28 protein-coding genes and 3 tRNA genes are annotated in these 26140 nt (G+C 56.5%); 5 read left to right on the top strand and 26 right to left on the bottom strand.

Translation table 11 applies throughout. The annotated features are described in order from the left end of the window. Nucleotides 1-55 precede the first annotated feature (55 nt). Nucleotides 56-721, top strand: coding sequence for an OapA family protein (locus SPL01S_RS21720; protein WP_063202792.1), 666 nt, complete (start codon nt 56-58; stop codon nt 719-721). Here SPL01S_RS21720 and SPL01S_RS21715 read toward each other — a convergent pair. From SPL01S_RS21715 to rpsF, 5 genes are all read right to left on the bottom strand, one after another. Beyond that, on the bottom strand, nt 703-1077 hold the full coding sequence (locus SPL01S_RS21715) for a DUF488 domain-containing protein (protein WP_063202790.1): 375 nt from the start codon (nt 1075-1077) through the stop codon (nt 703-705). The genes SPL01S_RS21720 and SPL01S_RS21715 overlap by 19 nt on opposite strands. Nucleotides 1078-1186: 109 nt before the next feature. Then, nucleotides 1187-1639 carry a 50S ribosomal protein L9 gene (rplI, locus tag SPL01S_RS21710; protein ID WP_004952751.1) on the bottom strand — a complete coding sequence of 151 codons (453 nt, stop codon included), beginning with the start codon at nt 1637-1639 and terminating at the stop codon, nt 1187-1189. Nucleotides 1640-1678: 39 nt separating this feature from the next. Beyond that, a complete protein-coding gene (rpsR, locus tag SPL01S_RS21705; RefSeq protein ID WP_002210155.1) occupies nt 1679-1906 on the bottom strand; it encodes a 30S ribosomal protein S18 in 228 nt (75 codons plus the stop codon). Between the two features lie 4 nt (nt 1907-1910). Continuing rightward, nucleotides 1911-2228, bottom strand: a complete 318-nt coding sequence (gene priB, locus SPL01S_RS24890) for a primosomal replication protein N (RefSeq protein WP_004952746.1) — start codon at nt 2226-2228, stop codon at nt 1911-1913. An 8-nt stretch (nt 2229-2236) separates the two neighbouring features. Further along, nucleotides 2237-2635: a 30S ribosomal protein S6 gene (rpsF, locus tag SPL01S_RS21700; protein ID WP_004952743.1), complete on the bottom strand. Its 399-nt coding sequence runs from the start codon at nt 2633-2635 to the stop codon at nt 2237-2239. Nucleotides 2636-3092: 457 nt separating this feature from the next. On the opposite strand from rpsF, the gene SPL01S_RS21695 reads away from it, so the two are divergent. After that, complete coding sequence (locus tag SPL01S_RS21695) at nt 3093-3359, top strand: YdgH/BhsA/McbA family protein (protein ID WP_063202788.1); 267 nt, start codon at nt 3093-3095, stop codon at nt 3357-3359. 111 nt (nt 3360-3470) lie between these two features. Here SPL01S_RS21695 and yjfP read toward each other — a convergent pair whose 3' ends face one another. Next, nucleotides 3471-4223 carry an esterase gene (yjfP, locus tag SPL01S_RS21690; RefSeq protein WP_063202786.1) on the bottom strand — a complete coding sequence of 251 codons (753 nt, stop codon included), beginning with the start codon at nt 4221-4223 and terminating at the stop codon, nt 3471-3473. Between the two features lie 126 nt (nt 4224-4349). Between yjfP and bsmA the strand changes: the two genes are divergently transcribed. Beyond that, the gene (bsmA, locus tag SPL01S_RS21685; protein WP_063202784.1) at nt 4350-4664 is read left to right on the top strand and encodes a biofilm peroxide resistance protein BsmA; all 315 of its coding nucleotides are present in this window, start codon (nt 4350-4352) and stop codon (nt 4662-4664) included. A 111-nt stretch (nt 4665-4775) separates the two neighbouring features. Next, nucleotides 4776-5051 (top strand): YdgH/BhsA/McbA family protein, encoded by a 276-nt coding sequence (locus SPL01S_RS21680; RefSeq protein WP_063202782.1) that lies wholly within the window; start codon nt 4776-4778, stop codon nt 5049-5051. Here SPL01S_RS21680 and SPL01S_RS21675 read toward each other — a convergent pair. From SPL01S_RS21675 to nnr, 16 genes are all read right to left on the bottom strand, one after another. Further along, entirely contained in the window at nt 5048-5446 is a 399-nt protein-coding gene (locus tag SPL01S_RS21675; RefSeq protein ID WP_062869284.1) for a DUF350 domain-containing protein, read from the bottom strand. The genes SPL01S_RS21680 and SPL01S_RS21675 overlap by 4 nt on opposite strands. An 87-nt stretch (nt 5447-5533) precedes the next feature. After that, entirely contained in the window at nt 5534-7162 is a 1629-nt protein-coding gene (locus SPL01S_RS21670) for an isovaleryl-CoA dehydrogenase (RefSeq protein WP_063202780.1), read from the bottom strand. Between the two features lie 116 nt (nt 7163-7278). Beyond that, a complete protein-coding gene (gene rlmB / locus SPL01S_RS21665; RefSeq protein WP_004952724.1) occupies nt 7279-8010 on the bottom strand; it encodes a 23S rRNA (guanosine(2251)-2'-O)-methyltransferase RlmB in 732 nt (243 codons plus the stop codon). A gap of 59 nt (nt 8011-8069) precedes the next feature. Then, nucleotides 8070-10565, bottom strand: a complete 2496-nt coding sequence (gene rnr, locus SPL01S_RS21660) for a ribonuclease R (RefSeq protein WP_062869282.1) — start codon at nt 10563-10565, stop codon at nt 8070-8072. Between the two features lie 59 nt (nt 10566-10624). Next, a complete protein-coding gene (nsrR, locus tag SPL01S_RS21655) occupies nt 10625-11050 on the bottom strand; it encodes a nitric oxide-sensing transcriptional repressor NsrR (protein WP_004952720.1) in 426 nt (141 codons plus the stop codon). Between the two features lie 233 nt (nt 11051-11283). Beyond that, complete coding sequence (locus SPL01S_RS21650) at nt 11284-12582, bottom strand: adenylosuccinate synthase (RefSeq protein ID WP_063202799.1); 1299 nt, start codon at nt 12580-12582, stop codon at nt 11284-11286. A gap of 106 nt (nt 12583-12688) precedes the next feature. Beyond that, nucleotides 12689-12889 (bottom strand): DUF2065 domain-containing protein, encoded by a 201-nt coding sequence (locus SPL01S_RS21645; protein ID WP_020438320.1) that lies wholly within the window; start codon nt 12887-12889, stop codon nt 12689-12691. Between the two features lie 63 nt (nt 12890-12952). Then, the gene (gene hflC / locus SPL01S_RS21640; RefSeq protein ID WP_004952713.1) at nt 12953-13960 is read right to left on the bottom strand and encodes a protease modulator HflC; all 1008 of its coding nucleotides are present in this window, start codon (nt 13958-13960) and stop codon (nt 12953-12955) included. 3 nt (nt 13961-13963) lie between these two features. After that, nucleotides 13964-15223 (bottom strand): FtsH protease activity modulator HflK, encoded by a 1260-nt coding sequence (gene hflK / locus SPL01S_RS21635; protein WP_004952710.1) that lies wholly within the window; start codon nt 15221-15223, stop codon nt 13964-13966. A gap of 68 nt (nt 15224-15291) precedes the next feature. Continuing rightward, nucleotides 15292-16572 (bottom strand): ribosome rescue GTPase HflX, encoded by a 1281-nt coding sequence (gene hflX, locus SPL01S_RS21630; protein WP_063202778.1) that lies wholly within the window; start codon nt 16570-16572, stop codon nt 15292-15294. Between the two features lie 98 nt (nt 16573-16670). After that, nucleotides 16671-16979: an RNA chaperone Hfq gene (gene hfq, locus SPL01S_RS21625; RefSeq protein ID WP_004952704.1), complete on the bottom strand. Its 309-nt coding sequence runs from the start codon at nt 16977-16979 to the stop codon at nt 16671-16673. A gap of 114 nt (nt 16980-17093) precedes the next feature. Beyond that, nucleotides 17094-18035, bottom strand: a complete 942-nt coding sequence (gene miaA / locus SPL01S_RS21620; protein WP_006323238.1) for a tRNA (adenosine(37)-N6)-dimethylallyltransferase MiaA — start codon at nt 18033-18035, stop codon at nt 17094-17096. Next, nucleotides 18028-19902: a DNA mismatch repair endonuclease MutL gene (mutL, locus tag SPL01S_RS21615; RefSeq protein WP_063202776.1), complete on the bottom strand. Its 1875-nt coding sequence runs from the start codon at nt 19900-19902 to the stop codon at nt 18028-18030. The genes miaA and mutL overlap by 8 nt, the downstream gene beginning before the upstream one ends. Nucleotides 19903-19924: 22 nt before the next feature. Then, the gene (amiB, locus tag SPL01S_RS21610) at nt 19925-21526 is read right to left on the bottom strand and encodes an N-acetylmuramoyl-L-alanine amidase AmiB (protein WP_063202774.1); all 1602 of its coding nucleotides are present in this window, start codon (nt 21524-21526) and stop codon (nt 19925-19927) included. Nucleotides 21527-21533: 7 nt separating this feature from the next. Then, nucleotides 21534-22004 (bottom strand): tRNA (adenosine(37)-N6)-threonylcarbamoyltransferase complex ATPase subunit type 1 TsaE, encoded by a 471-nt coding sequence (gene tsaE / locus SPL01S_RS21605; RefSeq protein WP_062869277.1) that lies wholly within the window; start codon nt 22002-22004, stop codon nt 21534-21536. A gap of 14 nt (nt 22005-22018) precedes the next feature. Next, nucleotides 22019-23530: a bifunctional ADP-dependent NAD(P)H-hydrate dehydratase/NAD(P)H-hydrate epimerase gene (gene nnr, locus SPL01S_RS21600; protein ID WP_062791153.1), complete on the bottom strand. Its 1512-nt coding sequence runs from the start codon at nt 23528-23530 to the stop codon at nt 22019-22021. Between nnr and queG the strand changes: the two genes are divergently transcribed. Next, entirely contained in the window at nt 23529-24668 is a 1140-nt protein-coding gene (queG, locus tag SPL01S_RS21595) for a tRNA epoxyqueuosine(34) reductase QueG (RefSeq protein ID WP_062869276.1), read from the top strand. The genes nnr and queG overlap by 2 nt on opposite strands. A 310-nt stretch (nt 24669-24978) precedes the next feature. Here the strand turns inward: queG and SPL01S_RS21590 are convergent. The 4 genes from SPL01S_RS21590 to orn form a co-directional block, all read right to left on the bottom strand. Further along, nucleotides 24979-25054: transfer RNA gene (locus SPL01S_RS21590), tRNA-Gly, on the bottom strand. Nucleotides 25055-25109: 55 nt separating this feature from the next. After that, nucleotides 25110-25185: transfer RNA gene (locus tag SPL01S_RS21585), tRNA-Gly, on the bottom strand. 64 nt (nt 25186-25249) lie between these two features. Then, a tRNA-Gly gene (locus tag SPL01S_RS21580) sits at nt 25250-25325 on the bottom strand. A 204-nt stretch (nt 25326-25529) separates the two neighbouring features. Beyond that, a complete protein-coding gene (gene orn, locus SPL01S_RS21575; protein WP_004952679.1) occupies nt 25530-26075 on the bottom strand; it encodes an oligoribonuclease in 546 nt (181 codons plus the stop codon). Between the last annotated feature and the right edge of the window lie 65 nt (nt 26076-26140).

The raw sequence follows: 26140 nt of genomic DNA, 5'->3' as shown, positions 1-26140 counted from the left end.
CGGCGGTACACCATGTTGTACTGTGGCATTTTTACGCAGTTGAAGAGAGGTCACCATGGGCAGAATCTCGCCCAGGAGAAGGAAAACCACCCGTATCTACCAGCCGTTGCTGCGCACCTGGCTGAACTTCAGCCAGCGCCTGAAACCTGGCCCTGCGCCAGAGGCGGCAGAAGATCCGGATTCAGAGCAACCGCCGGTAAACGGCAAAGGACAGGGAATAAAAGCGTTACTGCTGAAGATCTGGCACCTGCCGGACAACTTCGGCTGGATGGAACCGCTGCCCTATTTCCATCGTCGCTGGACCCTTATCTTCGGCGTGATTCTGCTGTTGGCGCTGTTATGGCCTTACTCGTCAGAGAAGCAGCCATTCCCGGTCACCCAGCAGGGCAACGGCATACCGCTGCAAGCCGATTTGCAAGATAATGGCCAGCAGCAAGCGGCCGAACCGGAACCTGCGGGCAATTGGCAACGCTATCAGATCCAGCCTGGCCAAACGCTGGCGCAGCTATTTCGCGATAACAGCCTGCCGGTGAACGAAGTCTTCGCCATGGCACAAGTGGAAGGGAGCGACAAACCGCTCAGCAACATGAAGGTAGGTCAGGAAGTGCGTATCGAACGTGATGCCAACGGCGTGATTACCGCGCTGTCGGTCACCACCGCAGACAATACCCAGGCCCTGTTCCGCCGTCAGGCCGACGGCGGCTATCGCCGCGAGCGGTAATCCGCCAGTTGAGCCAACAGGAAGTCACGCAGCACCACGCCCTGGTTGTGCTGTGTGTCTTTACTGCCGTACAGCAAGGTCAAGGCCTGCCCCTGCCGCAATAACGTCACCAGCGGCTGCCAGGTTTCGTTTTCCACCAGTTGCAACCGGTAGCGGCGTTCAAACTCTTCCCACTGATCGACGTGTTGATGAAACCACTGCCGCAGTGCGTTATCCGGCGCAACCTGTTTCAGCCACTGCACGCCCAGCAACCGTTCCTTGCTAACCCCACGCGGCCACAGCCGATCAATCAGGTAGCAGTTCTCCGGCGCAGGACCGGTAAAGTCATACACGCGCTGTAAATTGATATCTGTCATTTACTGCTTCTCCTCGCCAAGGGTAATCGCAGGGTAGCGCGTTTTACCTGGCGCAGAAAAGCAAAACGCCAGCACAAGGCTGGCGTTTTAACTTGGCTGGCAGGAGCGATTAAGCTTCTGCAACCACAACTACATTCAGCTTAGCGAACACGTCGCTGTGTACCTGGAACTCAACTTCATGTTCACCAGTGGTACGCAGAACGCCGTTCGGCAGACGAACTTCGCTCTTGGCAACTTCAACGCCTGCCGCAGTAACTGCGTCAGCGATGTCGCGGGTGCCGATAGAGCCGAACAGTTTGCCTTCGTCGCCTGATTTAGACGCGATGGTTACTGAACCCAGTTCGTTGATCTTGGTTGCGCGAGCTTCAGCAGCAGCCAGAACGTTAGCCAGTTTGGCTTCCAGTTCAGCACGACGTGCTTCGAAGAACTCTACGTTTTTCTTGGTAGCAGGAACAGCTTTGCCCTGTGGTACCAAGAAGTTACGGGCGTAGCCCGCTTTAACGTTAACCTGATCACCCAGGCTGCCCAGGTTTGCTACTTTATCAAGCAGAATAACTTGCATTACCTTATCCTCTTAAAGTCGTTAATAGACAGCGGCCGATTACTGATGACGATCAGTGTATGGCAGCAGGGACAGGTAGCGAGCACGCTTGATGCAGCGAGCCAGCTGACGCTGGTATTTTGCACGAGTACCGGTGATACGGCTCGGGACAATTTTACCGCTTTCGGTAATGTAGTTTTTCAACGTTGCGATATCTTTGTAATCAATCTCAACAACGCCTTCCGCTGTGAAACGGCAGAACTTGCGACGACGGAAATAACGTGCCATTAGGCTAGTCTCCAGAATCTATCAATTCAATCTGCTCGGCATGCAGAACCAGTTTGTTCAGCCCGTTGCGCCCTTGATGGCAACTTACGAAGCCTTGCACGGTTATCTGACTGCCGACCGTTAATCTTTGAGTTAGTGCTTGTGACTGTTGTCCACTGACAACCACGGGCATTCGACACCATGCTTGTCTGCTAAATCCGGCTTCAACCTGCTGCGAACGGTGCTCTAGCACAAATTGGCAGTGGGGGATCCCGGAAGGACTCACCTTTCGAACCGGCGCCTTGCACACAGTGCCCGACAAAACCAGACGATTAGACGTCACAGCAGCAATTACTCTTCAGAATCCCCAGCATCTGCATCATCTGAGGTTTCGTTAGCGAAGTCTTCGCGGCGATCGCCACGACGTTCGTCTTTCGCTTTAACCATCGGAGATGCTTCAGTTACCGCGTGCTTAACGCGCATAACCATGCTGCGGATAACGGCGTCGTTGAAGCGGAAGTTTGTTTCCAGCTCATCGATCGCTTCCTGCGGAGCTTCAACGTTCAGCAGAACGTAGTGGGCTTTGTGCAGTTTGTTGATCGGGTAAGCCAGTTGACGGCGGCCCCAGTCTTCCAGACGGTGAATCTGACCAGCAGCGTTAGTGATGGTAGCACTGTAACGCTCGATCATGCCCGGAACCTGTTCGCTTTGGTCAGGGTGGACCATAAAAACGATTTCGTAATGACGCATCGAATTGCTCCTTACGGATTATTCAGCCTCCTGTCAGGGTCAACCGTGGCCCATGGAAGCAAGGAACGTGTATGTGTGTACGGCTGAAAAAATGACGCGTAATCATACTTGCGGGGGTTAAAAAACTCAAGGACAGCGTGAGGTTTATTATCGGTAATGCGAGGCCAATTCAAAAATAGCACGATTTGCTCTCTGCGGAACCTATGTATGCAGATCCATCAGTTCCAAAAATCTTTCAATGAAATCATCATCGACGCGTAAATTTTATTCATTTTTTTTGAAATAGGCTATCAAAACCACACACTTTTTAATCCGGCCGGAAGGTCTAAAATTGTACTTATCCGCCGCAGACAGCGCGACGAAAAAGATTTGAAGTTATTCAATGTATATAAATAACTTTTTGCTGCACTGGCACCCGCTGTCAGGCCGTTGAAGCAAACGGTTAAGAGAGGCAAATATGAAACGCATTACCATCGCCACCGCCATTGCTTTACTGTTTTCCACCAACGTCATGGCCGCCACCGAAATCACTTCGCATGAGGCCGACCAGCGCCAGAGCGTCGGTTTCGTCACTCTAAACCAGAACGTGGTATCACCGGATGACGCCACCAGCCAGGTGAGCAAAATAGCCGACCAGCGGGGTGCCACCGCCTACCGCATCATTGCCCTGCATGAGCCGGACAGCAACAGCACCATTCACGTCAGCGCCGAGCTGTACCGCTAAGCGAAAATGCAGCACCAGGGAACGAAGCCGCGCCAACAAGCGGCAAATGAGAACAGGCGACGCTCTCGCTGAATGGTAATACCTGGCCCCCTATTATTCAGGGGGCTTTTTTTACAGCTCGCGGCGGAAAAAGTCTGCGGTCGCGGACAATGCCAACGGCGTAATACGGTGCTTGACGCCCGGTTCGCTAATAAACGTCAACTGGCGATCCCAACCGCTCTGGCGCAGTTCGGTAGCCAACCGCAGGCTTTCCGCCGCCGGCACCACATCGTCCGCCTCACCGTGCCACAGCAGCAGCGGGCGATCGGTAACCTTTTCCAACTGATACTCCAGACCGTAATCCGCCAGAACGGCGATGCGCGCCGCAAAACCGGCGGCCGTCAACAGATTGCCCTGTTCATCCAACGGCGGAAACAGCGTCTGGGCCAACGAGGTATAATAACCGCTCCCCATCAGGCTGGCAGCTGCGTTAATCCACGGATAGCGCGCAAAACAGCCCAAGGTGGTCATGCCGCCCATTGAGGCACCGGCCACGCCGATCCGCCCGTCGGCAATCAGGCCACGCTGCTCAAACTGCGCTTTGAGCGCCGGCAGTTCGTCGATATTGCGTTTGAGGATCTCCCAAAAGCTGGCCAAGCGCCGCTGTTCATCACCGTCAAAGCGCTCGCCGTGCAGATCGGCATCCGGCAGCACCACGCGAAAACCCGCCCTGGCCAACGCATAGGCAAAGTAGGCGTACACTTCTTTCGACGAGGTGTAACCATGGTAGAAAAACACCGTCGGCAGCGGCTGATGATACTGCCCCGCCGGCACAGCATGGATCACCGCAACCTCGCCCACCCGTTCGTCATGTATTTCAATCATCCGTTTTTCCCTCTGCGTACCTGTTGCCTTCATAATGGCAAACTTGAGCTAAAAGCATTAGCTCAATCTGTTCCACTTTATATTGGGTTACACTGAAGCCATGATAGCGGTTTCCTCGAGGTATCCATGAAACTTTCCCGCCTGCTGCTGCTCCTGACGCTGGCTGCATCGCTTTCCGCCTGCGGAATAATGACCACAACACCCAAAGCCCCGCCGCCGCCGCCGCCTACCGATCGGGCGCAGGAGATCACCCGAGCGCAAACTTCTGAGTTGGTAAAGATAGGCACCACCAGCGCCCTGGTTTACGGCAGCCCGATGGATGTGGAAGCGGAGATTAACAGGAAGGCCAACGCCAGCGGCGCACGCTATTACATGATCATCATGAACAGCGAAACCGTCGTTCCCGGCCAATGGTATTCGCAGGCGATCCTGTATCGGTAAGCTGCGGCGTTTTAACCATATTTACAATGGCTTTGCACAGACTGAAGTTGGATATTGCACACTGGCGGTCAACCTGCCGCAATCTGCGGTCGTTCGACGAAGGGGAACGCCATGAAACGCTCCGCCGCACTCACCGCCCTCCTGCTCTCCGTGGGGTTGCTCACTGTCAGCGCCCAGTCTGCCGAACTGGCGCCCGCGGACCGTGTGACACCGCTCAGTGAAATTGCGCAAATCACCCTGAATAATCTTTCCGGCTCGCCTCAGGACGTCGAACAGGTCATTGCCCGCAAGGCTGATGAGCATGGGGCAAGCTATTACCGTATTCTGCAGATGGAGGAACAGGCGCATCAGCCCGGCTGGCGCGCCTCGGCGATTTTTTATCTTTAATAACTCATGCAAGCCGCATTTAGCACGCCGCCGCTGATCGAAACGCCCCCCAGGAAAATCCCGGCGGCCAGATGATTGGACTCAATCTTGTCGCTGATGCGCGGCATGTAGATTTTCACCGCCGCGAACAGCAACAGTTGCACCACCAGCGCCACTACGCCCCACAGCAGGTAGTCCAGCAGGCTGATCGAGTTGATCGCCGCGCTGGCCAGCGGGATCACATACCCCAGGCAGGCACCGACGAACCCGAAGGCGGCTGACGGGTTGTCCGCCTTGATCAATGCCCATTCGTCATGCGGCGTAATACGGGTATAAACAAACAAGAACACCAGAACCATGGCAAAGCCACTGAAGAAGTAAGAGGCGAATGCCGCCAACGCGCTGAGAATATCCATGTCATGTTTCCTGGTCAGAGGTCAGTATCCCTTACGGGTCAAGTGCTGAATTAAAAAGCTTTTTCTGTTGCGACGCCACTGTTTTCCCTAGCCGCCCATCGCTCTGGCAAACAGCATATCGCACAACCGATCAGGCAGTATCCGTTCGCCACGGGCGTCGAGCGTCATTTGACACCAGGCTTCCGCCAACGGTGGTGAACTGTAGCGCAGAAGCTGTGCCGCCACGAACAAATTGAATAACGTGCTGGTGACCGCCCGCCCCTGTTCTTCATGGGGTTTACGCATCAGTTGGCTCAGGCGTCGCCACTGGAGGTCAAAATGTCGATTCTGTCCCTTCACCTCACCAAATTCACGCTCCAGCGCTTCCTGTACCACCGGTAATCTTCCCCAGGCTCGCATCACGTCCAGGCACATAATGTTGCCGGAACCTTCCCAGATGCTGTTCACCGGCATTTCACGATAGAGTCGCGGCAGTTCACTCTCTTCGCAATACCCCAGGCCCCCCAACGCCTCCATGGCCTCTCCCACAAAAGGGATCCCTTGTCGGCAGACCTCAAACTTCGCCGCCGGAGTCAGTACCCTACACAATGCCTGCTCAAGAGGATCGTCGGCGCTGTCATAAGCCCGAGCCAGGCGCATCAGCGCCGCCGTCTGCCCTTCCAGCCGCAACGCCATACGTCCCAATACCTGACGCATCATCGGGTGTTCGATAAGCGTCTTGCCAAATGCCTGCCGCTGCAGGGTATGGTACAAGGCTACCGATAACGCGCGACGCATCAAGCCGTGGCTGCCCAGCGCGCAGTCAAAGCGCGTCAGCCCCCCCATTTTAAGGATATGCCGCACACCATCCCCTTCCTCACCCAGCAGCCAGGCAGTGGCATCCTGGAACTCCACCTCGCTGCTGGCGTTGGAACGGTTGCCCAGCTTATCTTTCAACCGTTCCAGCCGTATAGCATTGCGCGTACCGTCGGGCAAAATACGCGGCAGGAAGAAGCAGGACAGGCCGCCTTCGGTCTGCGCCAACACCAGATGCGCATCACTTTGCGGCACCGAGAAGAACCATTTGTGCCCCACCAACCGGTACGCTTCCCCAGAACCGCGAGCAGTTAACGGGGTGGCGGTGGTGGTATTGCTCAGCACGTCGGATCCTCCCTGCTTTTCGGTCATTCCCATACCAATCAGCAAACCACGCTTTTGCCCACCCGGGGACAAATGCGCATCGTAGCGGTCGGAAAGCAGCGGCGACAGCCAGGATTGAAATTCTGACGGCAGCAAGCGTCGCAGCAGAGGAATAGCGCCAAAGGTCATCGTCACTGGGCATAAGGTGCCGGCTTCCACTTGTGCATGCAGCACAAAGCGCGCGGCACGCGCTACGAACGCACCGATACGGGCATCCTCCTGCCACGGCAGGTTATGCACCCGGTTGGCGATCAGCCCCTGCATCAAAATATGCCAGGCGGGATGGAAACGAACGTCGTCCAGGCGCTGCCCGGTGGCATCATAGCGCAGCAGTTCAGGGGGATTGGCGTTGGCGAGTCGCCCCAGTTCCAGCGATTCCTGGGTACCCAGCTGTTGGCCCAGCGAGGCCAGTACGTCGGTGTCCCAGCCAGCCTGCTCGCGCTGTACCGCCTCATGCAGCGACGTATCAGACAGGAACAGATTGCTGTTGCCCAGCGGCTTGGGTTGATTGAAAACGGTATGCGTTGTCCAGACCATCGGCTTGCTCCCTGATAAAGGCTTCAGGAGTAATTATGGTCACAAGGGGGATTTTTGCCGGAGGTGGGATCACAAGGTGGGAAATTGACGGAGGCGCAAGCGCCCCCGTGGATAAATCAGCTGCGCTGGCGCACCGCTTCGAACAAACAGATGCCGGTGGCGACAGAGACGTTCAGAGAAGAAACCGTCCCCGCCATCGGGATGCTGATCAGCTCATCGCAGTGTTCGCGGGTCAGGCGGCGCATGCCTTCGCCTTCAGCCCCCATCACCAACGCCATTGGGCCGGTCATTTTGCTCTGGAACAGCGTATGGTCGGCTTCGCCGGCGGTGCCGACGACCCAGACGTTCATTTCCTGCAGCAAACGTAGGGTACGCGCCAGGTTGGTAACGCGGATCAGCGGAACATTTTCCGCCGCGCCGCAGGCCACTTTCTTGGCGGTCGCGTTCAACTGGGCGGAACGATCGCGCGGGACGATGACCGCATGCACGCCGGCCGCATCCGCGCTGCGCAGGCAGGCGCCGAGGTTGTGCGGGTCGGTCACGCCGTCCAGCACCAGCAGGAATGGCGTGTCTATGCCTTCGAGCAGGCCAGGCAAATCGTTTTCCTGATACTGACGCCCTTCGCGCACCCGGGCGATGATGCCCTGATGTACTGCGCCCTCGACTTTCTCATCCAGCCACTGACGGTTCGCCACCTGGATAACAATGCCGGTCGCTTCCAGCTCGGCGATCAGCGGTTGCAGCCGGCGATCGTCGCGCCCTTTCAGAATAAACACTTCCAGGAAGCGCTGCGGATCGTTATCTAACAGGGCTTTGACGGCATGGATGCCGTAAATAATTTCGCTCATGATGCTCTTTTTACTGTGCGGCTGGCAAATGCCTGCCGGTGATAATAACGTGCGGCAGATTAAGCCTGCTCAGCACCTTTCTTCTTGCCGGCGCGCTTGGCCTTGGTGGCCGCCGCTATTTTCCGGGTTTTGTCAGACGCTTTCTTGGCTTTCGCCTTTTTGTCTTTCTTCACCTGGTCAGCCGGTTTGGCGTCGTCTTTTTTGCGGAAGGCGCTGTCCGGCTCAAAGTTGGCCGGTGGCTTGCCACCACGTCGCTTGTTGCGCTGCGATGCCGGGGCGCGGCCTGCACCGGCACCGTCACGCAAGGTGCGTTGGCCGCCGTTCTTGGCGCGATCGCGTTCGGTTTTACCTTCGCCGCGCGGTTTGCGGGTGCTGGAGACCAGGGCAAAATCAATCTTGCGCTCGTCCATATGCACCGCTTCAACGCGGATCTCCACCGTATCACCCAAGCGATAAACCATGCCCGAGGATTCGCCGATCAGGCGCTGGCCGATATTATCGTAACGATAATAATCGTTATCCAGCGTTGAGACGTGCACCAGACCGTCGATGAACAGATCGTTCAGGCGCACGAAGAAGCCGAAGCCGGTTACGCTGGCGATAATGCCGCTAAACACTTCACCGACGTGATCCTGCATAAAGTCGCATTTCAGCCAGTCGGCAACGTTACGCGTCGCTTCGTCAGCGCGGCGTTCGGTCATCGAGCAGTGTTCGCCGAGCTGCAGCATTTCTTCAAACTCGCTGTGCCAGCCGCCGGTCGGCGTCCAGCGCTCTTTCGGCTGACCGTGCTCTTTAGCCAGCAGATATTTGATCGCGCGGTGCAGCGCCAGGTCCGGATAGCGGCGAATTGGCGAGGTAAAGTGGCCATAAGAGGCCAGTGCTAGGCCAAAGTGCCCGCGGTTTTCCGGATCGTAGATCGCCTGTTTCATCGAACGCAGCAGCATGGTTTGCAGCATTTCGCGGTCAGGGCGCTCGGCCACTTCATCCATCAGGGTGGCGTAGTCCTTCGGCTGCGGTTTGTTACCGCCGCCCAGCGTCAGGCCCAGTTCACCCAGCACGCTGCGCAGTGCGGTAATGTGATCGTCGCTTGGGCGATCGTGCACGCGGAACAGTGCCGGCTCGTTATGCTTCTCGACAAAGCGTGCAGCGGCGACGTTCGCCATGATCATGCACTCTTCGATCAGCTTGTGCGCGTCGTTGCGTACCGTTGGCTCAACGCGCTCAATACGACGTTCGGCGTTGAAGATAAACTTGGCTTCTTCGGTTTCGAAGGCGATGCCGCCACGTTCGGCGCGCGCCTGATCCAACACCTTGTACATGGTGTGCAGTTCCTGAAGGTGCTTGACCAGCGGGTGATAATGCTCACGCAGCTCCTCATCGCCCTGCAGAATGTGCCAGACTTTATTGTAGGTTAAGCGGGCATGGGAGCTCATCACCGCTTCATAGAATTTGGACGTCGACAGGCGGCCCTGGGCGGAGATGGTCATCTCACACACCATACACAGACGATCAACCTGCGGGTTCAACGAGCACAGGCCGTTGGAAAGTACTTCCGGCAGCATCGGGATAACCTCCGACGGGAAGTACACCGAGGTGCCACGGTTGCGCGCTTCGTCATCCAGCGCGGTACGCGGGCGCACGTAGTAGCTGACATCGGCGATGGCTACCCACAGGCGCCAGCCACCGCCGCGTTTTTTCTCGCAGTAGACGGCATCATCGAAGTCGCGCGCGTCTTCGCCGTCAATGGTTACCAGCGGCAGCTGACGCAGGTCAACACGGCCTTTCTTGGCGGCCTCGGGTACCTGCTCGCTGAGATCGGCAACCTGTTTTTCCACCTGCGGCGGCCAGACATGCGGGATCTCATGGGTACGCAGTGCGATGTCCACCGCCATGCTGGTGCCCATTTTATCGCCGAGGATCTCAACAATCTTGCCTACCGCCTTGGTGCGACGGGTCGGGCGTTGAGTCAGTTCAACCACCACCATAAAGCCCATGCGCGCACCGCTGACGGCCTCGGCGGGGATCAGGATATCAAAGCTGAGGCGGCTGTCGTCCGGCACCACAAAGCCGGTACCCGCGTCCATAAAGAAGCGGCCGACGATTTGACTGGTTTTCGGCACCAAAACGCGCACGATACGCGCTTCACGGCGGCCCTTACGGTCGGCAGCCATCGCTTGCGCCAGCACCACATCGCCGTGGATCGCCATTTTCATCTGCTCAGCCGACAAATACAGGTCGTCTTTGCTGCCTTCAATACGCAGGAAACCAAAACCGTCGCGATGACCGATTACGGTACCGCGCAGCAGATCCAGACGTTCCGGCAGCGCATAGCACTGGCGGCGAGTAAATATCAATTGACCGTCACGCTCCATCGCGCGCAGACGACGACGTAACGCTTCTAGCGCCTCTTCACCGGTTAAATCCAGCTCTTTGGCCAGCTCTTCGCGACTGGCTGGCGTTTCTCTTTTCGCCAGATGGGCCAGAATGAATTCACGGCTCGGGATTGGGGACTCATATTTTTCTGCTTCTCGTTCCAGGAATGGATCTTGTGACATTGCGGTTCCTCCGTTGTCATCAGCAGGGTGCCGCTGAGCCTTGTCTTCTCAGCGACGCTTTATTCGACAAGCAATAGCTTGTAGAGGGGTGGATTGTCTTCGACCATATCGGCCAGCGTGTGGCTATCCAGCTCTTCAAGGAAATTCTGTACGCCCTGGTGCAGCACCTGCTTCAGGCGGCAGGCAGGGGTTATGTGGCAAAAATCACTGTTGCAGTTAACCAACGAGAGCGGCTCCAGCGCTCTTACCACGTCGCCGAGGCGAATGGTTTCGGCCGGTTTGCCCAAACGGATGCCACCGTTCTTTCCGCGCACTGCGGTCACAAACCCAACCCGGCTTAACTGATTGATGATCTTCACCATATGGTTACGGGACACGCCATAGACTTCGGTAACTTCCGAAATGCTGGTCATTTTGTCCGGTGGCAGCGAGGCCATGTAGATCAACGCCCGCAGGCCGTAATCAGTAAAACTTGTTAACTGCACATCTACCTCTGGGTCTCTTTCTACCCGTCTGACAAGCCGATTTTCGGCATTATTCAAAAGATTACTTATTGGATAATAAACCAGCCGGAGAGTTCGCCGCTAATTATTTAGCGTATCTCAGGCTCTGGAGCGGGTTAAAGAAAGGATTTTTTGACGTGAAACCGCAATCGGGGAGAATAATGATAAAAACAAACCGGGACATGCCCGGTTTGTTTTGGTGTAGCAAAGCCGGATTATGCGTCGAACGGGTCGCGCAGGATCATGGTCTCGCTACGATCCGGGCCAGTAGAGATAATGTCTACCGGTACGCCAGTCAATTCTTCAATACGCTTGATGTAGTCCAGCGCCGCCTGTGGCAGTTTGCTGTGTTCTTTCACGCCAAAAGTGGTATCGCTCCAGCCAGGCAGGCTTTCGTAGATTGGCTCAATGCCTTCCCAACCTTCTGCAGCCAGCGGCGTGGTGTCCATTTCGCGGCCGTCAGGCATGCGGTAACCCACGCAGATCTTCACTTCTTTCAGGCCGTCCAGCACGTCCAGCTTGGTCAGGCAGAAGCCGGACAGGGAGTTGATCTGTACTGCGCGGCGAACCGCTACGGCGTCCAGCCAACCGGTACGACGACGACGGCCAGTGGTGGCACCGAACTCGTTACCTTGTTTGCACAGGTATTCACCGGTTTCGTCGAACAGTTCGGTCGGGAACGGACCTGCACCTACACGGGTAGAGTAGGCTTTAACGATGCCCAGCACGTAATCTACGTAACGCGGACCAATACCTGAACCGGTAGCAACGCCGCCAGCAGTGGTATTGGAAGAGGTTACATACGGATAAGTACCGTGGTCGATATCCAGCAGGGTACCCTGAGCGCCTTCGAACATGATCAGATCGCCACGCTTGCGCGCGCCGTCCAGCAGTTCGGAAACGTCAACAACCATTGCGGTCAGGATATCGGCGATGGACAGCACGTAATCCAGAGTCGCCTGGTAATCGACGGCTTCGACTTTGTAGTAGTTAACCAGCTGGAAGTTATGGTAATCGATGATTTCTTTCAGCTTAACGGCGAAGGTTTCTTTATTGAACAGATCGCCAACGCGCAGACCGCGGCGGGCAACTTTATCTTCGTAAGCCGGACCGATACCGCGACCGGTGGTGCCGATAGCTTTCGCACCGCGCGCTTTCTCACGCGCGTTATCCAGCGCAACGTGATAAGGCAGGATCAGCGGGCAGGCTTCGGACAGTAACAGACGTTCGCGTACCGGGATGCCGCGCGCTTCAAGTTCACCCATTTCTTTCATCAATGCGTCTGGCGCCAGAACTACACCGTTGCCGATGATGCTGGTCACGTTATCACGCAGAATGCCTGAAGGAATTAAATGAAGGACGGTTTTCTCACCGTTAATAACCAGAGTGTGGCCAGCGTTATGGCCACCTTGGTAGCGCACAACATATTGAGCCCGTTCAGTCAGCAGGTCTACGACCTTGCCCTTACCTTCGTCACCCCATTGGGTGCCCAGTACGACGACGTTCTTACCCATTTTCAAAATCACCGGTTGCTTAAAAATGGATTCTACCACCGTAATTTTCGATTTTCAGCACTTTCAGCACTTTCAGCACACGATTGCGTCTTTTTTAGACTAAACTTTAAACCCCCGCGCGGCTACGCAACATGTAGTAGATCACGCAGCCCGCAACCACTATTCCACCGCCAAATCGCCGCAGCGTAGCGTCAGGCAACTGGGTCATCGCCAGTATCATTTTACGCCAGGCCTGTGGAAACAGCATTGGCCCCAGCCCTTCCAGCACCAACACCAGCCCAAGCGCCAGCCAAATCGTTGAATTCATGCCTCACCCCAAAAAAGAAAGGGCCCGCGATTAAACGGGCCCCCAATAATTTACCTGTCGCTGTTACTTACGCGTGGAATCAGGCGACTTCATGTAGCGGAAGAAATCGCTGTCCGGGCTCAGTACCATCACGTCCTGGTTGTTGCTGCTGAAACTGGTTTCATAAGCACGCAGGCTACGGATAAAGGCATAGAAGTCCGGATCCTGGCTGAATGCGGCAGCAAACAGTTTGGCCGCTTCGGCATCGCCATCACCACGGGTGATACGCGCCGTACGCTCGGCTTCCGCCAACGTACGGGTCACTTCGTAGTCCGCCGTTGCGCGCAGCTTCTCAGCTTCTTCCTGGCCTTGTGAACGGTGACGACGAGCTACCGCTTCACGCTCGGCGCGCATACGCTGGTAGATTGCGTCAGACACTTCAGCCGGCAGGTTGATCTGCTTGATACGCACGTCGATCACTTCAATACCCAGTGCAGCCATGCTGTTCGGGTTAACCTTCGGCAGATTGCCGGTGGTTTCCTTCTCAACGCGAGCCGCCGCGGAAGCAATGGCATCATCAGCTTCAGTAGTCACCACTTCTTCGCCATCACCGACGGTACCGGTGTTCAGCGCGTCACGTACGTCAGACATCAGCTTGCCGCGCGAATCGGTCACGATGTCTTTCACATCCAGACGACCAATCTCGGAACGCAGACGGTCACTGAATTTACGTTTCAACAACACTTCGGCTTGTGAAACGTCACCGCCGCCGGTTGCCAGATAGTAACGGCTGAAATCGCTGATACGCCATTTCAGGTAAGAATCGACGATCAGGTCTTTCTTCTCGCTGGTTACGAAGCGGTCAGCCTGGTTGTCCATGGTCTGGATACGCGCGTCCAGCGTTTTCACTGATTCGATAAACGGGATCTTGAAGTGCAGACCCGGCGCATACACCAGCGGTTTGTTGTCGCTGTCACGCAGTACCTTGCCGAAACGCAGCACGATGCCGCGCTGGCCTTCCTGCACCACGAACAGAGATGCGTACAGCGCCACCAGCACCGCAAGGACGATAACTATAAAAGACTTACGCATTGATTATTCTCTCCCTACGCGAGTGGTGTCGTCACGCTGCGCATTCGCCCGGCGTTGGTCCATGACCGAGCCGCTGTTGCTACGCTGGCTGTTCGAGCTGGCGCCGCTGCTGGCGGACGGAGCGGGGTTGAGACGAATCAGGCTGGTGTCTTTATTGCCTTCACCCGCCGTGCCGGCCGGGCCACGCAGCATTTGCTCAAGCGGTAACACCATCAGATTGTTGCCTTTGTCATTGACCAGCACCTTGCGGGTGTGGCTCAGGACTTTTTCCATGGTTTCGATATACAGACGCTCACGGGTAATTTCCGGTGCGGACTTGTATTCCGGCAACAGTTTGGCAAAGCGCGCTACCTCACCCTGAGCTTCCAGGACGGTACGATCTTTATACGCCTTGGCATCTTCCAACAGACGCTGCGCCTGGCCGTTAGCACGTGGCTGCACTTCGTTGGCGTAAGCTTCTGCCTCACGGATGTACTGCTGCTCGTTCTCACGCGCGGCAATCGCATCGTCAAATGCGGCTTTCACCTCTTCCGGCGGACGGGCTGCCTGGAAGTTGACGTCCAGCAGCGTGATCCCCATGTTGTACGGACGAATGGTCTCTTCCAGCACGCGTTGGGTATCGCTACGTACGATAGTACGGCCTTCGGTCAGGATCTTGTCCATGGTGTACTTACCGATAACGCCACGCAGGGCACTGTCGGTGGCCTGGCTTAAGCTGTCGTCGGCACTGGTCACGCTGAACAGATACGCTTCCGGGTTGGTCACGCGGTACTGCACGTTCATTTCCACGCGCACCACGTTCTCATCGGAAGTCAGCATCACGCCGGAAGCCGCCAGTTCACGCACGGACTCCACGTTGACCGGACGAACTTCGTCGATGAAGGTCGGCTTCCAGTTCAGACCCGGTTGCACCAGGTGGCTGAACTTGCCAAAACGGGTGACTACGCCGCGTTCGGCTTCTTTGATGGTGTAGAAGCCGCTGGCGGCCCAAATCACCACCACCGCAACTGCAGCAATGCCGATAATACGGCTGCTGAAACCCGGACCTGAGGTACCGGTGCCGCCACCGTTATTGCTGTTGGAACCTTTGCCCCCGCCCAAGCCGCTCAGTTTTTTGCTCAGCTTGCGGAAGATATCGTCCAAATCAGGAGGTCCTTGCTCGCGACCGCCTTTATTGTTACCGCCAGAGTTGCCGCCATTATTATTGCTGCTCCCCCACGGGTCGCGGTCCTGTCCGTTATTACCGGGCTGATTCCACGCCATGTTTTAGCTCCATATTCTGTGATTGGGTACTTCAGGCTTACGCGAAGCTCAAATGTAACAGGATATGATCATACTATAAAGTTAATCAGGTCCTGTTCCTGTTTACAGAGGCGACGCCATTCGACAATTGGCATACGAATCACCATGCCGATGCTGCCGTCTTCTTCGTTCCACTCTTTCTCAATTGCCTGAAGCTGGTAAAAACGGCTACGAAGACGGCCTGCCTGTGGCGGTAAGCGCAGCTCATATTGCGCGATTTCCCCCGATAAGCGCTCCGTCAACGCCTGATACAGCAACGGGATACCTTCACCGCTGGCGGCGGACAGCCACACCCGGATCGGTAAGTTTTCATCGTTGCGGTCGATACGCGGGACAAAATCATCCAGCATATCTATTTTGTTCATCACTAACAGTGTAGGGATCTCATCCGATTCAATCTCTGCCAGCACGGTGTTTACCGCTTCAATGTTTTCATCGACGCGAGTATCCGCGGCGTCGATTACATGTAACAGCAGAGACGCCTGGCGCGTTTCCTGCAGCGTCGCCTTGAAGGCGGCTACCAGATCGTGCGGCAGGTGCCGGATAAAGCCTACGGTATCCGCCAACACGGTATCGCCCACGTCCACCACGTCAATACGGCGCAGAGTGGGATCCAGGGTGGCAAATAGCTTGTCCGCCGCATACACATCGGCAGACGTTATTCGGTTAAACAGGGTAGATTTGCCGGCGTTGGTATAACCCACCAGCGATACGGTCGGCACTTCAGCACGGGTACGCGCACGTCGGCCCTGTTCACGCTGCTTGGCTACCCGCTCCAGGCGGCGTAAAATCAAGCTGATACGGTCGCGTAACAGACGACGGTCGGTCTCTAACTGGGTTTCCCCCGGCCCGCGCAGGCCAATCCCCCCTTTTTGGCGTTCAAGGTGCGTCCAGCCACGAACCAGACGCGTGGCGATATGACGCAACTGCGCCAGCTCTACCTGCAGCTTACCTTCATGGGTACGGGCACGCTGGGCAAAGATGTCTAGAATCAACCCGGTGCGATCGATCACCCGGCATTCACACAGGCGTTCAAGATTTCTCTCCTGCGCCGGGGAAAGGGAATGATCAAACAGGACAACAGATGCGCCACTGGCTTTTACCGCATCTGCAATTTCTTCGGCCTTTCCTTCGCCGACAAAGTACTTGGGATGTGGGGCTTTGCGGCTACCAGTAACCACTTGCAAAGCTTCAACCCCCGCGGAGGACACCAGGGATTCGAACTCACTGAGATCTTCCGTATCTTTGTCTTGCGAGAAATAGATATGAACCAGGACGGCCTGCTCACCGGCTTCATAACGGTCAAACAAGCGTGCAACCTCTCAAACGGACATATACCGCGAGTTTGGGGGACATAAACAGCCCATGGCTGCTTATGCTCCCCGTCATGGTTGACTCGCAACGCGCTTTATTCAGCGTCATCGCTTTCCTGCTGCGGCTGTTGCGGCGCAGACGGGTTGTTACCATGGTGATAGTTACTGGTGCCGGCGCTCGGATTGTTGCTATGGTGCGAAACCGGGCGTGACGGAACAACGGTAGAGATAGCGTGCTTATAAACCATCTGGCTCACCGTGTTTTTCAACAGGATGACAAACTGGTCAAAAGACTCAATCTGGCCTTGCAGCTTAATACCATTCACCAAATAAATAGAAACCGGAACACGTTCACGACGCAATGCGTTCAGGAACGGATCTTGCAAAGATTGCCCCTTAGCCATTCTATCTTTTCCTTATTTGCTTGTTGTTTGTAACTAAGAACCTGTCGGCTCTAAAATAAACGACCTAAAAAATTTGCGCGCTGAATACTCATCAATTGTACACAATCACTCAACCTATGCACTAACAACCTGTATTACCGAGTCCAAAGCCTCTCCCGGCTTCTCGCTGTCCAGCCAATGTACCGAGTTCCAGCCCCGTAACCAGGTCATTTGGCGCTTGGCCAACTGACGCGTTGCGCAAATACCACGATAAACCATCTCATCGTAACTAATTTCGCCAGACAAATATGACCACATCTGGCGATAACCGACACAGCGAATGGAAGGCAAATCCGTATGCAAATCACCCCGTGCAAAAAGTGCACGCGCTTCCGTCTCAAAACCTGCCGCCAACATTTGATGGTACCGCAGCTCGATTCGTTGATGGATCAACTCACGGCTGGTCGGCGCTATCGCAAATTGGTGAACATGATACGGTAACGATTCACCCGAAATTTTAGTCAGTTCCGTTAAAGTTTTACCCGAAATAAAAAAAACTTCCAGTGCTCTGGACAGTCTCTGCGGATCATTCGGATGAATTCTCATTGCCGCAACCGGGTCAATCTCTTGTAACTGACGGTGTAAAACGTCCCAACCCTGCTCAGCCGCCTGCTGTTCGATGCGTTCTCTCACTGCCGGATCGGCGGAGGGCAGCGGCGATAATCCTTCCAACAGCGCCTTGAAGTAGAGCATGGTGCCCCCCACCAGCAGCGGGATGCGGCCTGCGGCGGTAATCGCGGCCATCTCTTTCAACGCGTCGGCACGAAAATCCGCTGCGGAGTAGGCTTCTGCGGGATCGCGGATGTCAATCAGCCGGTGCGGCGCCTGCGCCAGCTCTTCGGCGCTCGGCTTGGCGGTGCCGATATCCATACCGCGATAAATCAGAGCGGAATCCACGCTGATCAGTTCCACAGGCAGGCGCTCACGCAGCGCGATCGCCAGAGCGGTTTTGCCGGAGGCGGTCGGCCCCATGATAAAAATAGCCGGGGGACGTGGTGTCATTTCAGTTTCAATCATGCTTAAGGGCTGTCAGTGCAGCCTGTAAATCAACAGGTTGTAAAAGTCCGCTCGGAGGTGATTTGACCAGCTGCGGGCAAAGTCGTTCAACGTCGGTCAGCAATTGTATCGCTTGCGAGGTGTTCCACTGTTCGTGCTCGCTGCCTAAATGGCGGGCGATCCAGGTGGCTAACACCGCGGGCGACATCTCCTGATGCTCGGCCAGATAGCCTAACAGTTCGGGTATCAGTTTTTGTAAATTTTGTTGGCGTAATGGTAAAGGTACTGCGCGCAGCGTCACACGCCCATGATCCGACTGCAGATCCAGCCCCATTTTGACCAGCAGCGGCTGGTGGCGTACGCAGGCAGCCACCTCGTTTTTATTCAACGTCAGCTTGATGGGAATCAGCAACGGCTGTGGCCGCAGGCCATCTTCCGATGGGCTAAGCTGCGCCTGACGCAGCCAGCGTTCAGCCACCGGCAGGTTCAGCAACATCAGTTGCTGGCGGCTTTCTATCAGCGCGTAGCACGGCGGGTGAATCATCAGTACCCGACCAAAGCTGTGCTGGCTGCCCGCCAGCGGTGTTTCCCGCTCGATTTTCACCGGTGGGAACAGCGGCTGTTTCGGCGTTTCCTGGTGCGGTTCGGCGGCGGGAGCGGCCTGCAGCAGCTTGCCATACAGCTCACCTTCGCGCTTTTGATAACCGCTGCCCGCGTGATAGGCCGGCTGCGGCGCAGGTTCGCGCGCAACCGCAGGTGCAGCCGGTTGAACCTCGCGGCGTGGCGCAGGCTGCGAGAAATGGTTGCCGCCGGCAGCGACGCGGTTTTCCGGCTGCCAGGCCGGAGCGGGTTCCTGGTCCTGTTCATCCACCAACGGCAACGGCGCAGTGCCAACCTGCTGCAGCACGGTGGTTACCGCCTGATAGATAAAATCATGTACCAACCGCGCCTGATGGAAACGCACCTCATGCTTGGCCGGATGAACATTCACGTCGACCTGATGAGGATCTACTTCGAGATACAGCACATAAGCGGGCTGCTGCTCATCTTTTAATTGATCCTGATAAGCCTGACGAATGGCGTGGTTGATCAGGCGATCGCGCATCATGCGGCTGTTGACGTAACAATACTGCATTTCGCCCAATTGGCGGGCGCCGGCGGGATCGGCCACCCAACCGCGAATGGTCAGATCGCCGTGTTGCCAGGAGATGTTCAACGCATGCTGCAAAAATGCCGGCCCACAAATGCTGCCCAGACGGCGTTCATGCTGGCTCTCGTCTTTCGCTGCGCGGTATTGGCGGATCAGTTTGCCGTTGTGGCTGAGGTTTATCGCCACATCGAAACGCGCCAGCGCAATGCGCCGCACGACTTCATCAATATGACCAAATTCGGTTTTCTCGGTGCGCATAAACTTGCGGCGCGCCGGGGTGTTGTAGAACAAATCCAGCACTTCCAGCGTGCTGCCTATCGGATGTGCCGCCGGCTTGACCGTCACCGCCTGATCGCGGCCTTCGGCATAAGCCTGCCAGGCTTCGCTTTGTTCTGCCGTGCGTGAGGTGAGCGTCAAACGGGAAACCGAGCTGATGCTGGCCAGCGCTTCTCCGCGGAAACCAAGGCTGACAATCGCTTCCAAATCGTCGAGGGTACTGATCTTACTGGTGGCGTGACGAGCCAACGCCAGGGCCAGATCTTCCTTGCCAATACCGCAGCCGTTATCGCGGATGCGGATCAGCTTGGCGCCGCCGCGTTCGATGTCGATATCGATGCGCGTCGCCCCGGCATCCAGGCTGTTTTCCACCAGCTCTTTCACCACAGACGCAGGCCGCTCGACCACTTCGCCGGCGGCAATCTGGTTGGCGAGCTGTGGCGGTAACACCTGGATGGGCATACTGGCTCCTGTCATGTTGGCGCTAGGCCTGCGGAATGGTCAGCGTCCGATCCAGCGGCGCGACGTCCGACTTCAGTTTATTCACGCGCTTCAGATCGCTGACGCTGACGCCATAACGGGAAGCAATGGATGACAACGTATCACCGCGCGTCACTTTATGTTTTGACGCTTTCTTCACGCTGGATTTCGCCTTGGCGACCGTGCGGGTTGGGGCCGGGGCTGAAGTGTTAACCGCCGCTGCGACGTCCAGCGGACGGTTTTCCACCTTTGGGTCGGCTTGTAGCGGATGCGCCAGGAAATAACTGCGCAGGCCATTGTGGATCGCCCTGGCAATTTTATCCTGATACGCGCTACTGCCCAGCAGCCGCTCCTCCGTGCTATTACTGATAAACCCTGTTTCCACCAGCAGTGATGGGATATCCGGCGAACGCAGCACGCCAAGGCTGGCGTGTTCCGGGCGGCGTTTATGCAATGAACCCACGCTTTGCAATTGCTGCAAGACTTTTACCGCAACATCGTAGCCCACTCGCTGCGAGTGGCCGAACTGCAAATCCAGCACCGCCTGACTCAGGTAAGGATCGGCCTGGCTGTTGGCCAGCAAATCACCCGCACCGCCAAGCAGCTCAGACTGTTTCTCATGCTGTTCCAGCCAGCCTGCCATCTCACTGTTGGCCCGGCGATTGGACAGCACCCAAACCGAGGCCCCGTTGGCGCTGCGGTTTGGCGCGGCGTCAGCATGAATGGAGACCAGCACGTTGGCACCCTGTTTACGCGCCACGTCAGAACGCCCCATCACCGAGATGAAGTAATCGCCTGTACGCGTCAGCACCGGTTTGAACTGCGGATCGGCATCCAACATGGCCTGCAAACGGCGCGCGATGCCGATGGTAACATTTTTCTCTTTCAGGCCGTTCGGGCCGATAGCGCCCGGATCCTGCCCGCCGTGACCGGCATCAATCGCCACCACCACCCGATCGCCGGACCCCACGGAAACGCGGCTGCTGCGCGGCGTAATTTCCGATGCGGTGCCCGATACTACAGTCGGCTTATTGGTGAAAGGATTCGAGCCGCTCGGCGCTCTTCGCACCGGTGCCGATTCAGCTTCGGATTCAGGTTCACTCATCACCGGCGCTTTGCGTACCGGGTCGCGGACCACTACAGGGGCCGGCGCGGGAATGGCCGCCGGCGTTCTGCGCACCACATTGGTGTTGGCGCTGCCCTCGGCGGCAATGGTAAATACGACGGTATAAATGCCGCCGTTCTGGCGCGTAGCGACGCGAGTTTTCGAACGCTGAGTCAGATCAAACACCAACCGCACGCTCTGAGCGTCTTTCGGCGTACTTGAACGGATGCTTTTTACCAGGTTCTGTCCGCTAAAACTCAGCGGCAGGCCGCCAACCTTGCCTTTCTGGTTAACGTCCAAGACCACGCGGTCCGGGCCATGCAGCGGGAAGAAGGCGTAATCCGGCGGACCATTGAAGCTCACCGATACCGTGGCTTCTCGCTGGGCATTGGACACTTTGATATCAGACAGCGACGATGCCGCCAGCGCACTGGCCACACCAAAAGGCCCCAATACGGCGATCAGGGTGATTACGAGTAATTTCTTCAACGCATACGTCATTGCGGCGTCATTCCTGTGGCCCGTGGATACGGTCTAAAAGCTGGCTACCGTAGGCGGAAACCGCCTGAATTTTTGCCTCTCGCCCCTGATCCTGATAGCTGAGGTGCAGCTCCAGATCCGGATCCGGCAACACGCCAGTGCCCTGCTGCGGCCATTCCACCAGGCAAATGGCATCCTGCGCAAAATAATCGCGAATGCCCATAAATTCGAGTTCTTCCGGATCGGCTAACCGATACAAATCAAAATGGTATACCGCCAGTGGCGACAGCGCATACGGCTCCACCAGCGTATAGGTTGGGCTTTTAACATTGCCCTGGTGCCCCAAAGCCTGCAGGAAACCACGGCTGAAGGTGGTTTTACCGGCGCCCAAGTCACCGTAAAGATAAATTACGCTGGCGCGATCGCACGCCTTGGCCAAGGCGGCGCCCAATGCGACAGTCGCTGCCTCATCCGGCAGAGGTAAAACGAGTTCTTTCATTCGATAGTTTCTATTTATGCCAACTCAGGATTAACGTAATAAGGGATTTCCGGCAATAGATCGCTCGCCAGCATCCCTCTTGTTCCTTGTCTTGCCGCCACGCGATCGGCCGCAGCACCATGCACGACACACCCCGCGCAGGCTGCATCATACAGCGAGAGCTTTTGCCCCAGCAAACCACCGATAATACCCGACAGCACGTCGCCCATACCACCGGAGGCCATGCCCGCATTACCGACGTCCGCGATCGCCATCTGGCCCTGCTCATCCGCGATCAGCGTACCGGCGCCTTTCAACACCGCCACGCCACCGTAATGCGCCGCCAGTTTGCGCACTGCAAGTAAGCGATCACTCTCAATATCAGCGGTACTGCACCCCAATAAGCGTGCAGCCTCCCCAGGGTGCGGGGTAATCACGCGATTCTGACGCTTCTCGGGATTTAATGCCAGCAAGTTCAGCGCATCGGCATCCCATAACGCCGGTTTATCACTGGCTTGCAGCACTTTCAGTGCATTCCGCCCCCATTCGCCCTGGCCCAGTCCCGGCCCCACCACCACCACATCCGCCCAATTGAGCGCCTGTTGCAGCGTATCGTCGCTCAGACGTTGCACCATCAACTCAGGACGGGCGGTAAGCAGCGGCCCGACATGCTCAATGTGAGTGAGCACTCGCACCAGGCCTGCGCCGCTGCGCAGTGCGGCCTCTGCCGCCATACGTATTGCCCCGCCAAAGCCGTGATCGCCGCCCACCAACAGTAAACGCCCTTGCTCGCCCTTGTGCGAACAAGGGCGGCGCGGCTTCAGCCACAACGCCAGAGACTCTGCGGTAACCCGATGAATCTGCGCCGGTTGCCTCGCCAGCCAGCCAGATAATCCTAGCGTACTCTGATGAAGTTGCCCGACCCAATCGCGGGCCTGGCCGGTTAACAGGCCCGGTTTTAGGGCGATAAAGGTGACGGTGTGCGTAGCGCGGATGACCGCACCAGGCGTAGCGCCACTTTCGGCCAGCAGGCCTGAGGGGATATCAAGTGCGATAACCGGCGCTGAACTGCGGTTAGCGGCCTCAATCAAGGCATTGTAAGGCGCTCGCGGTGCGGTCCCCAACCCGGTGCCGAGCAGGCCATCGATAATCAGATCGATACTTTCCGGCCAGCGGCTGTCAGCCGGATGAATTTCACCCCCGGCGTTCAACCAGGCCTGCCGGGCGGCGGCGGCCTCAACGGGTAAGGGCCGCGCGCCCTCGCAGGCAATCAACGTAATCTTTACACCGGCGGCGGCAGCCAGTCTGGCGACCACGTAACCGTCGCCGCCGTTGTTGCCGTGGCCGCACAGTACCAGCCAATGGCTGCCTGCCGGGTATTGGTCGCGTGCCAGGGCGTAAGCTGCCTCACCGGCACGCTGCATCAAATCGTAGAGTGAAATGCCGAGCGAGGCGGCGGCGGCAGGTTCTGCCTGTCGGATCCCGTCCGCAGACCAGACAGAGTGTGATAAACTGTCGGTGTATTGTTTTTCACTGTGGCCCGTCATGACACACCCCCTCGATCTCAATCAACTCGCCCAACATATCAAGCAATGGGGGCAATCGCTAGGATTCCAGCAGGTAGGCATTTGTGATACCGATCTGAGCGCCGAAGAACCCAAGTTGCAGGCATGGCTGGACAAGCAATACCACGGCGAAATGGAGTGGATGGCGCGCCATGGCATGCTGCGCGCACGGCCGCATGAGTTGCTGCCCGGTACGCTGCGGGTGATCAGCGTGCGCATGAACTACCTGCCGGCGAAAGCGGCCTTTGCCAGCACCCTGAATAATCCGCAATTGGGCTACGTCAGCCGCTATGCGCTGGGGCGGGACTATCATAAATTGCTGCGCCAGCGGCTGAAAAAGCTCGGCGACCAGATCCAGGCCTACTGCGGCGAGCTGAACTTTCGTCCCTTTGTCGATTCGGCGCCGGTGATGGAGCGTGCATTGGCCTCCAAGGCCGGCATTGGCTGGGTTGGTAAACACTCACTTATTCTCAATCGCGAAGCCGGTTCCTGGTTCTTTCTCGGAGAACTGCTGATCGATCTGCCGCTACCGGTGGATGAACCACAGCCGGAACAGTGTGGCCGCTGCGTCGCCTGCATCACCACCTGCCCGACCGGTGCGATTGTCGCGCCTTACACCGTGGACGCGCGCCGCTGTATCTCCTACCTGACTATCGAGCTTGAGGGCGCCATCCCGGAAGAGTTCCGCCCATTGCTGGGTAACCGCATTTACGGCTGTGATGACTGCCAGCTTATCTGCCCGTGGAATCGCTTCTCCCAGCTCACCGACGAAGATGATTTCAGCCCGCGCGCTGCGCTGCATGCGCCTCAGTTGATTGAACTGTTCGGCTGGACGGAAGAGAAATTCCTGCGCATTACCGAAGGTTCCGCCATTCGGCGTATCGGCCATTTGCGCTGGCTGCGCAATATCGCCGTAGCGCTGGGCAATGCCCCTTATCAGGATGCCGTGGTGATAGCGCTACGCTCCAGGCTGAGCCAGAACCCCATGCTGGACGAGCATATTGACTGGGCGCTTGAGCAACAGTTGGCGCGACGGGAAGCGCAGGGTATAGAAGTGCAGACAACGCAGAAAAAACGATTGATACGGGCGGTGGAAAAAGGATTACCGAGGGATGCGTAAAGCCCCTGCCGGATCCGTTGTCCAGACCCCGATAGTCGCTCTGTGGATTTGTGCATAAAAATAAAAATGCTTTGTCTTTCAACTGCAACAAAAAGAGCAAGTGATCGGCATAACGTTTTCTTATAAAAAAATATAGATACAAATCAATAAATTACATATTTCATTTCGGTGGCGTTGATTTTTTGAACTGAGGGTATTATGAGCGCTATCTGTGGATAACTCTGTTCACAACATTTCGACAGGGTGTGTATGGAGAGACAAAGAGCCCCGCCGGCAAAGGCGTTGAACTGAGTTTAATCGAAGATAAAATTGGAGCGGGAAACGAGACTCGAACTCGCGACCCCGACCTTGGCAAGGTCGTGCTCTACCAACTGAGCTATTCCCGCATTGAGATGCTTTGGGCACCTGGCCATCAAACAACAACATGGCCTTTGAATTTTTTGGAGCGGGAAACGAGACTCGAACTCGCGACCCCGACCTTGGCAAGGTCGTGCTCTACCAACTGAGCTATTCCCGCGTCGCATGGGTACTGCTTGATACTTTTTTTATTCATCACGCCGCATAAGCAGCATTGTTGAATTTGGAGCGGGAAACGAGACTCGAACTCGCGACCCCGACCTTGGCAAGGTCGTGCTCTACCAACTGAGCTATTCCCGCCCGGCGTATCGATGTCGGAACTAAACGAAATTCTTCATCGGTACGGGGTGCGCATTATACGAGAAATCCTTTTTGTCGCAAGCCCCTAAAAGCAAAAAAACGCGATTTTTGTTTGATTGCCGATTAAAGCGTCAAACTGGCTAATTAAGCGGCGGAATCGAGTGCTTTCACAGTATAGGGCCCCCAAAGGGGCCCGAGCCGCCATCACAATTGGATGAAATGCTCGCGGTAATAGGCCAGTTCAGCCACGGACTCGCGGATATCATCCATCGCCTGGTGAGTACCCTGCTTTTTAAAGCCGCTGAGAATTTGCGGTTTCCAGCGGCGTGCCAGCTCTTTCAGCGTACTGACGTCCAGATAACGGTAATGGAAGTAGGCTTCAAGCTCGGGCATATAGCGGAACAGGAAACGGCGATCCTGACCGACGCTATTGCCGCAGATTGGCGATTTGCCCGCCGGCACCCATTGCTGGAGGAAGGCGATGGTTTCCAGTTCAGCGGCGCGATCGTCGAAGCGACTGGCCTTCACCCGCTCCACCAGCCCGCTGCCGGTATGGGTACGCACGTTCCAGTCATCCATCAGGCCGAGCTGTTCGTCGGATTGATGGACGGCGATGGTCGGCCCCTCAGCAAGAATGTTCAGATTGGCGTCAGTGACCAGCGTGGCGATCTCGATAATGCGATCGCGCTCCGGATCCAACCCGGTCATCTCCAGATCGATCCAAATCAGGTTGTTTTCGTTTCCTGTCATGATATTTCCTGCGTAAAAGCCGAAAGATAAACAAAGCGTGGGCAAGGCGGCGACCGGCGCTGGCT

It is taken from the genome of Serratia plymuthica NBRC 102599, assembly GCF_001590925.1.
Taxonomy (GTDB): Bacteria; Pseudomonadota; Gammaproteobacteria; order Enterobacterales; family Enterobacteriaceae; genus Serratia; species Serratia plymuthica.
Note: the sequence above shows the minus strand (reverse complement) of the source record. Positions and strands in the feature narration are given on the sequence as shown.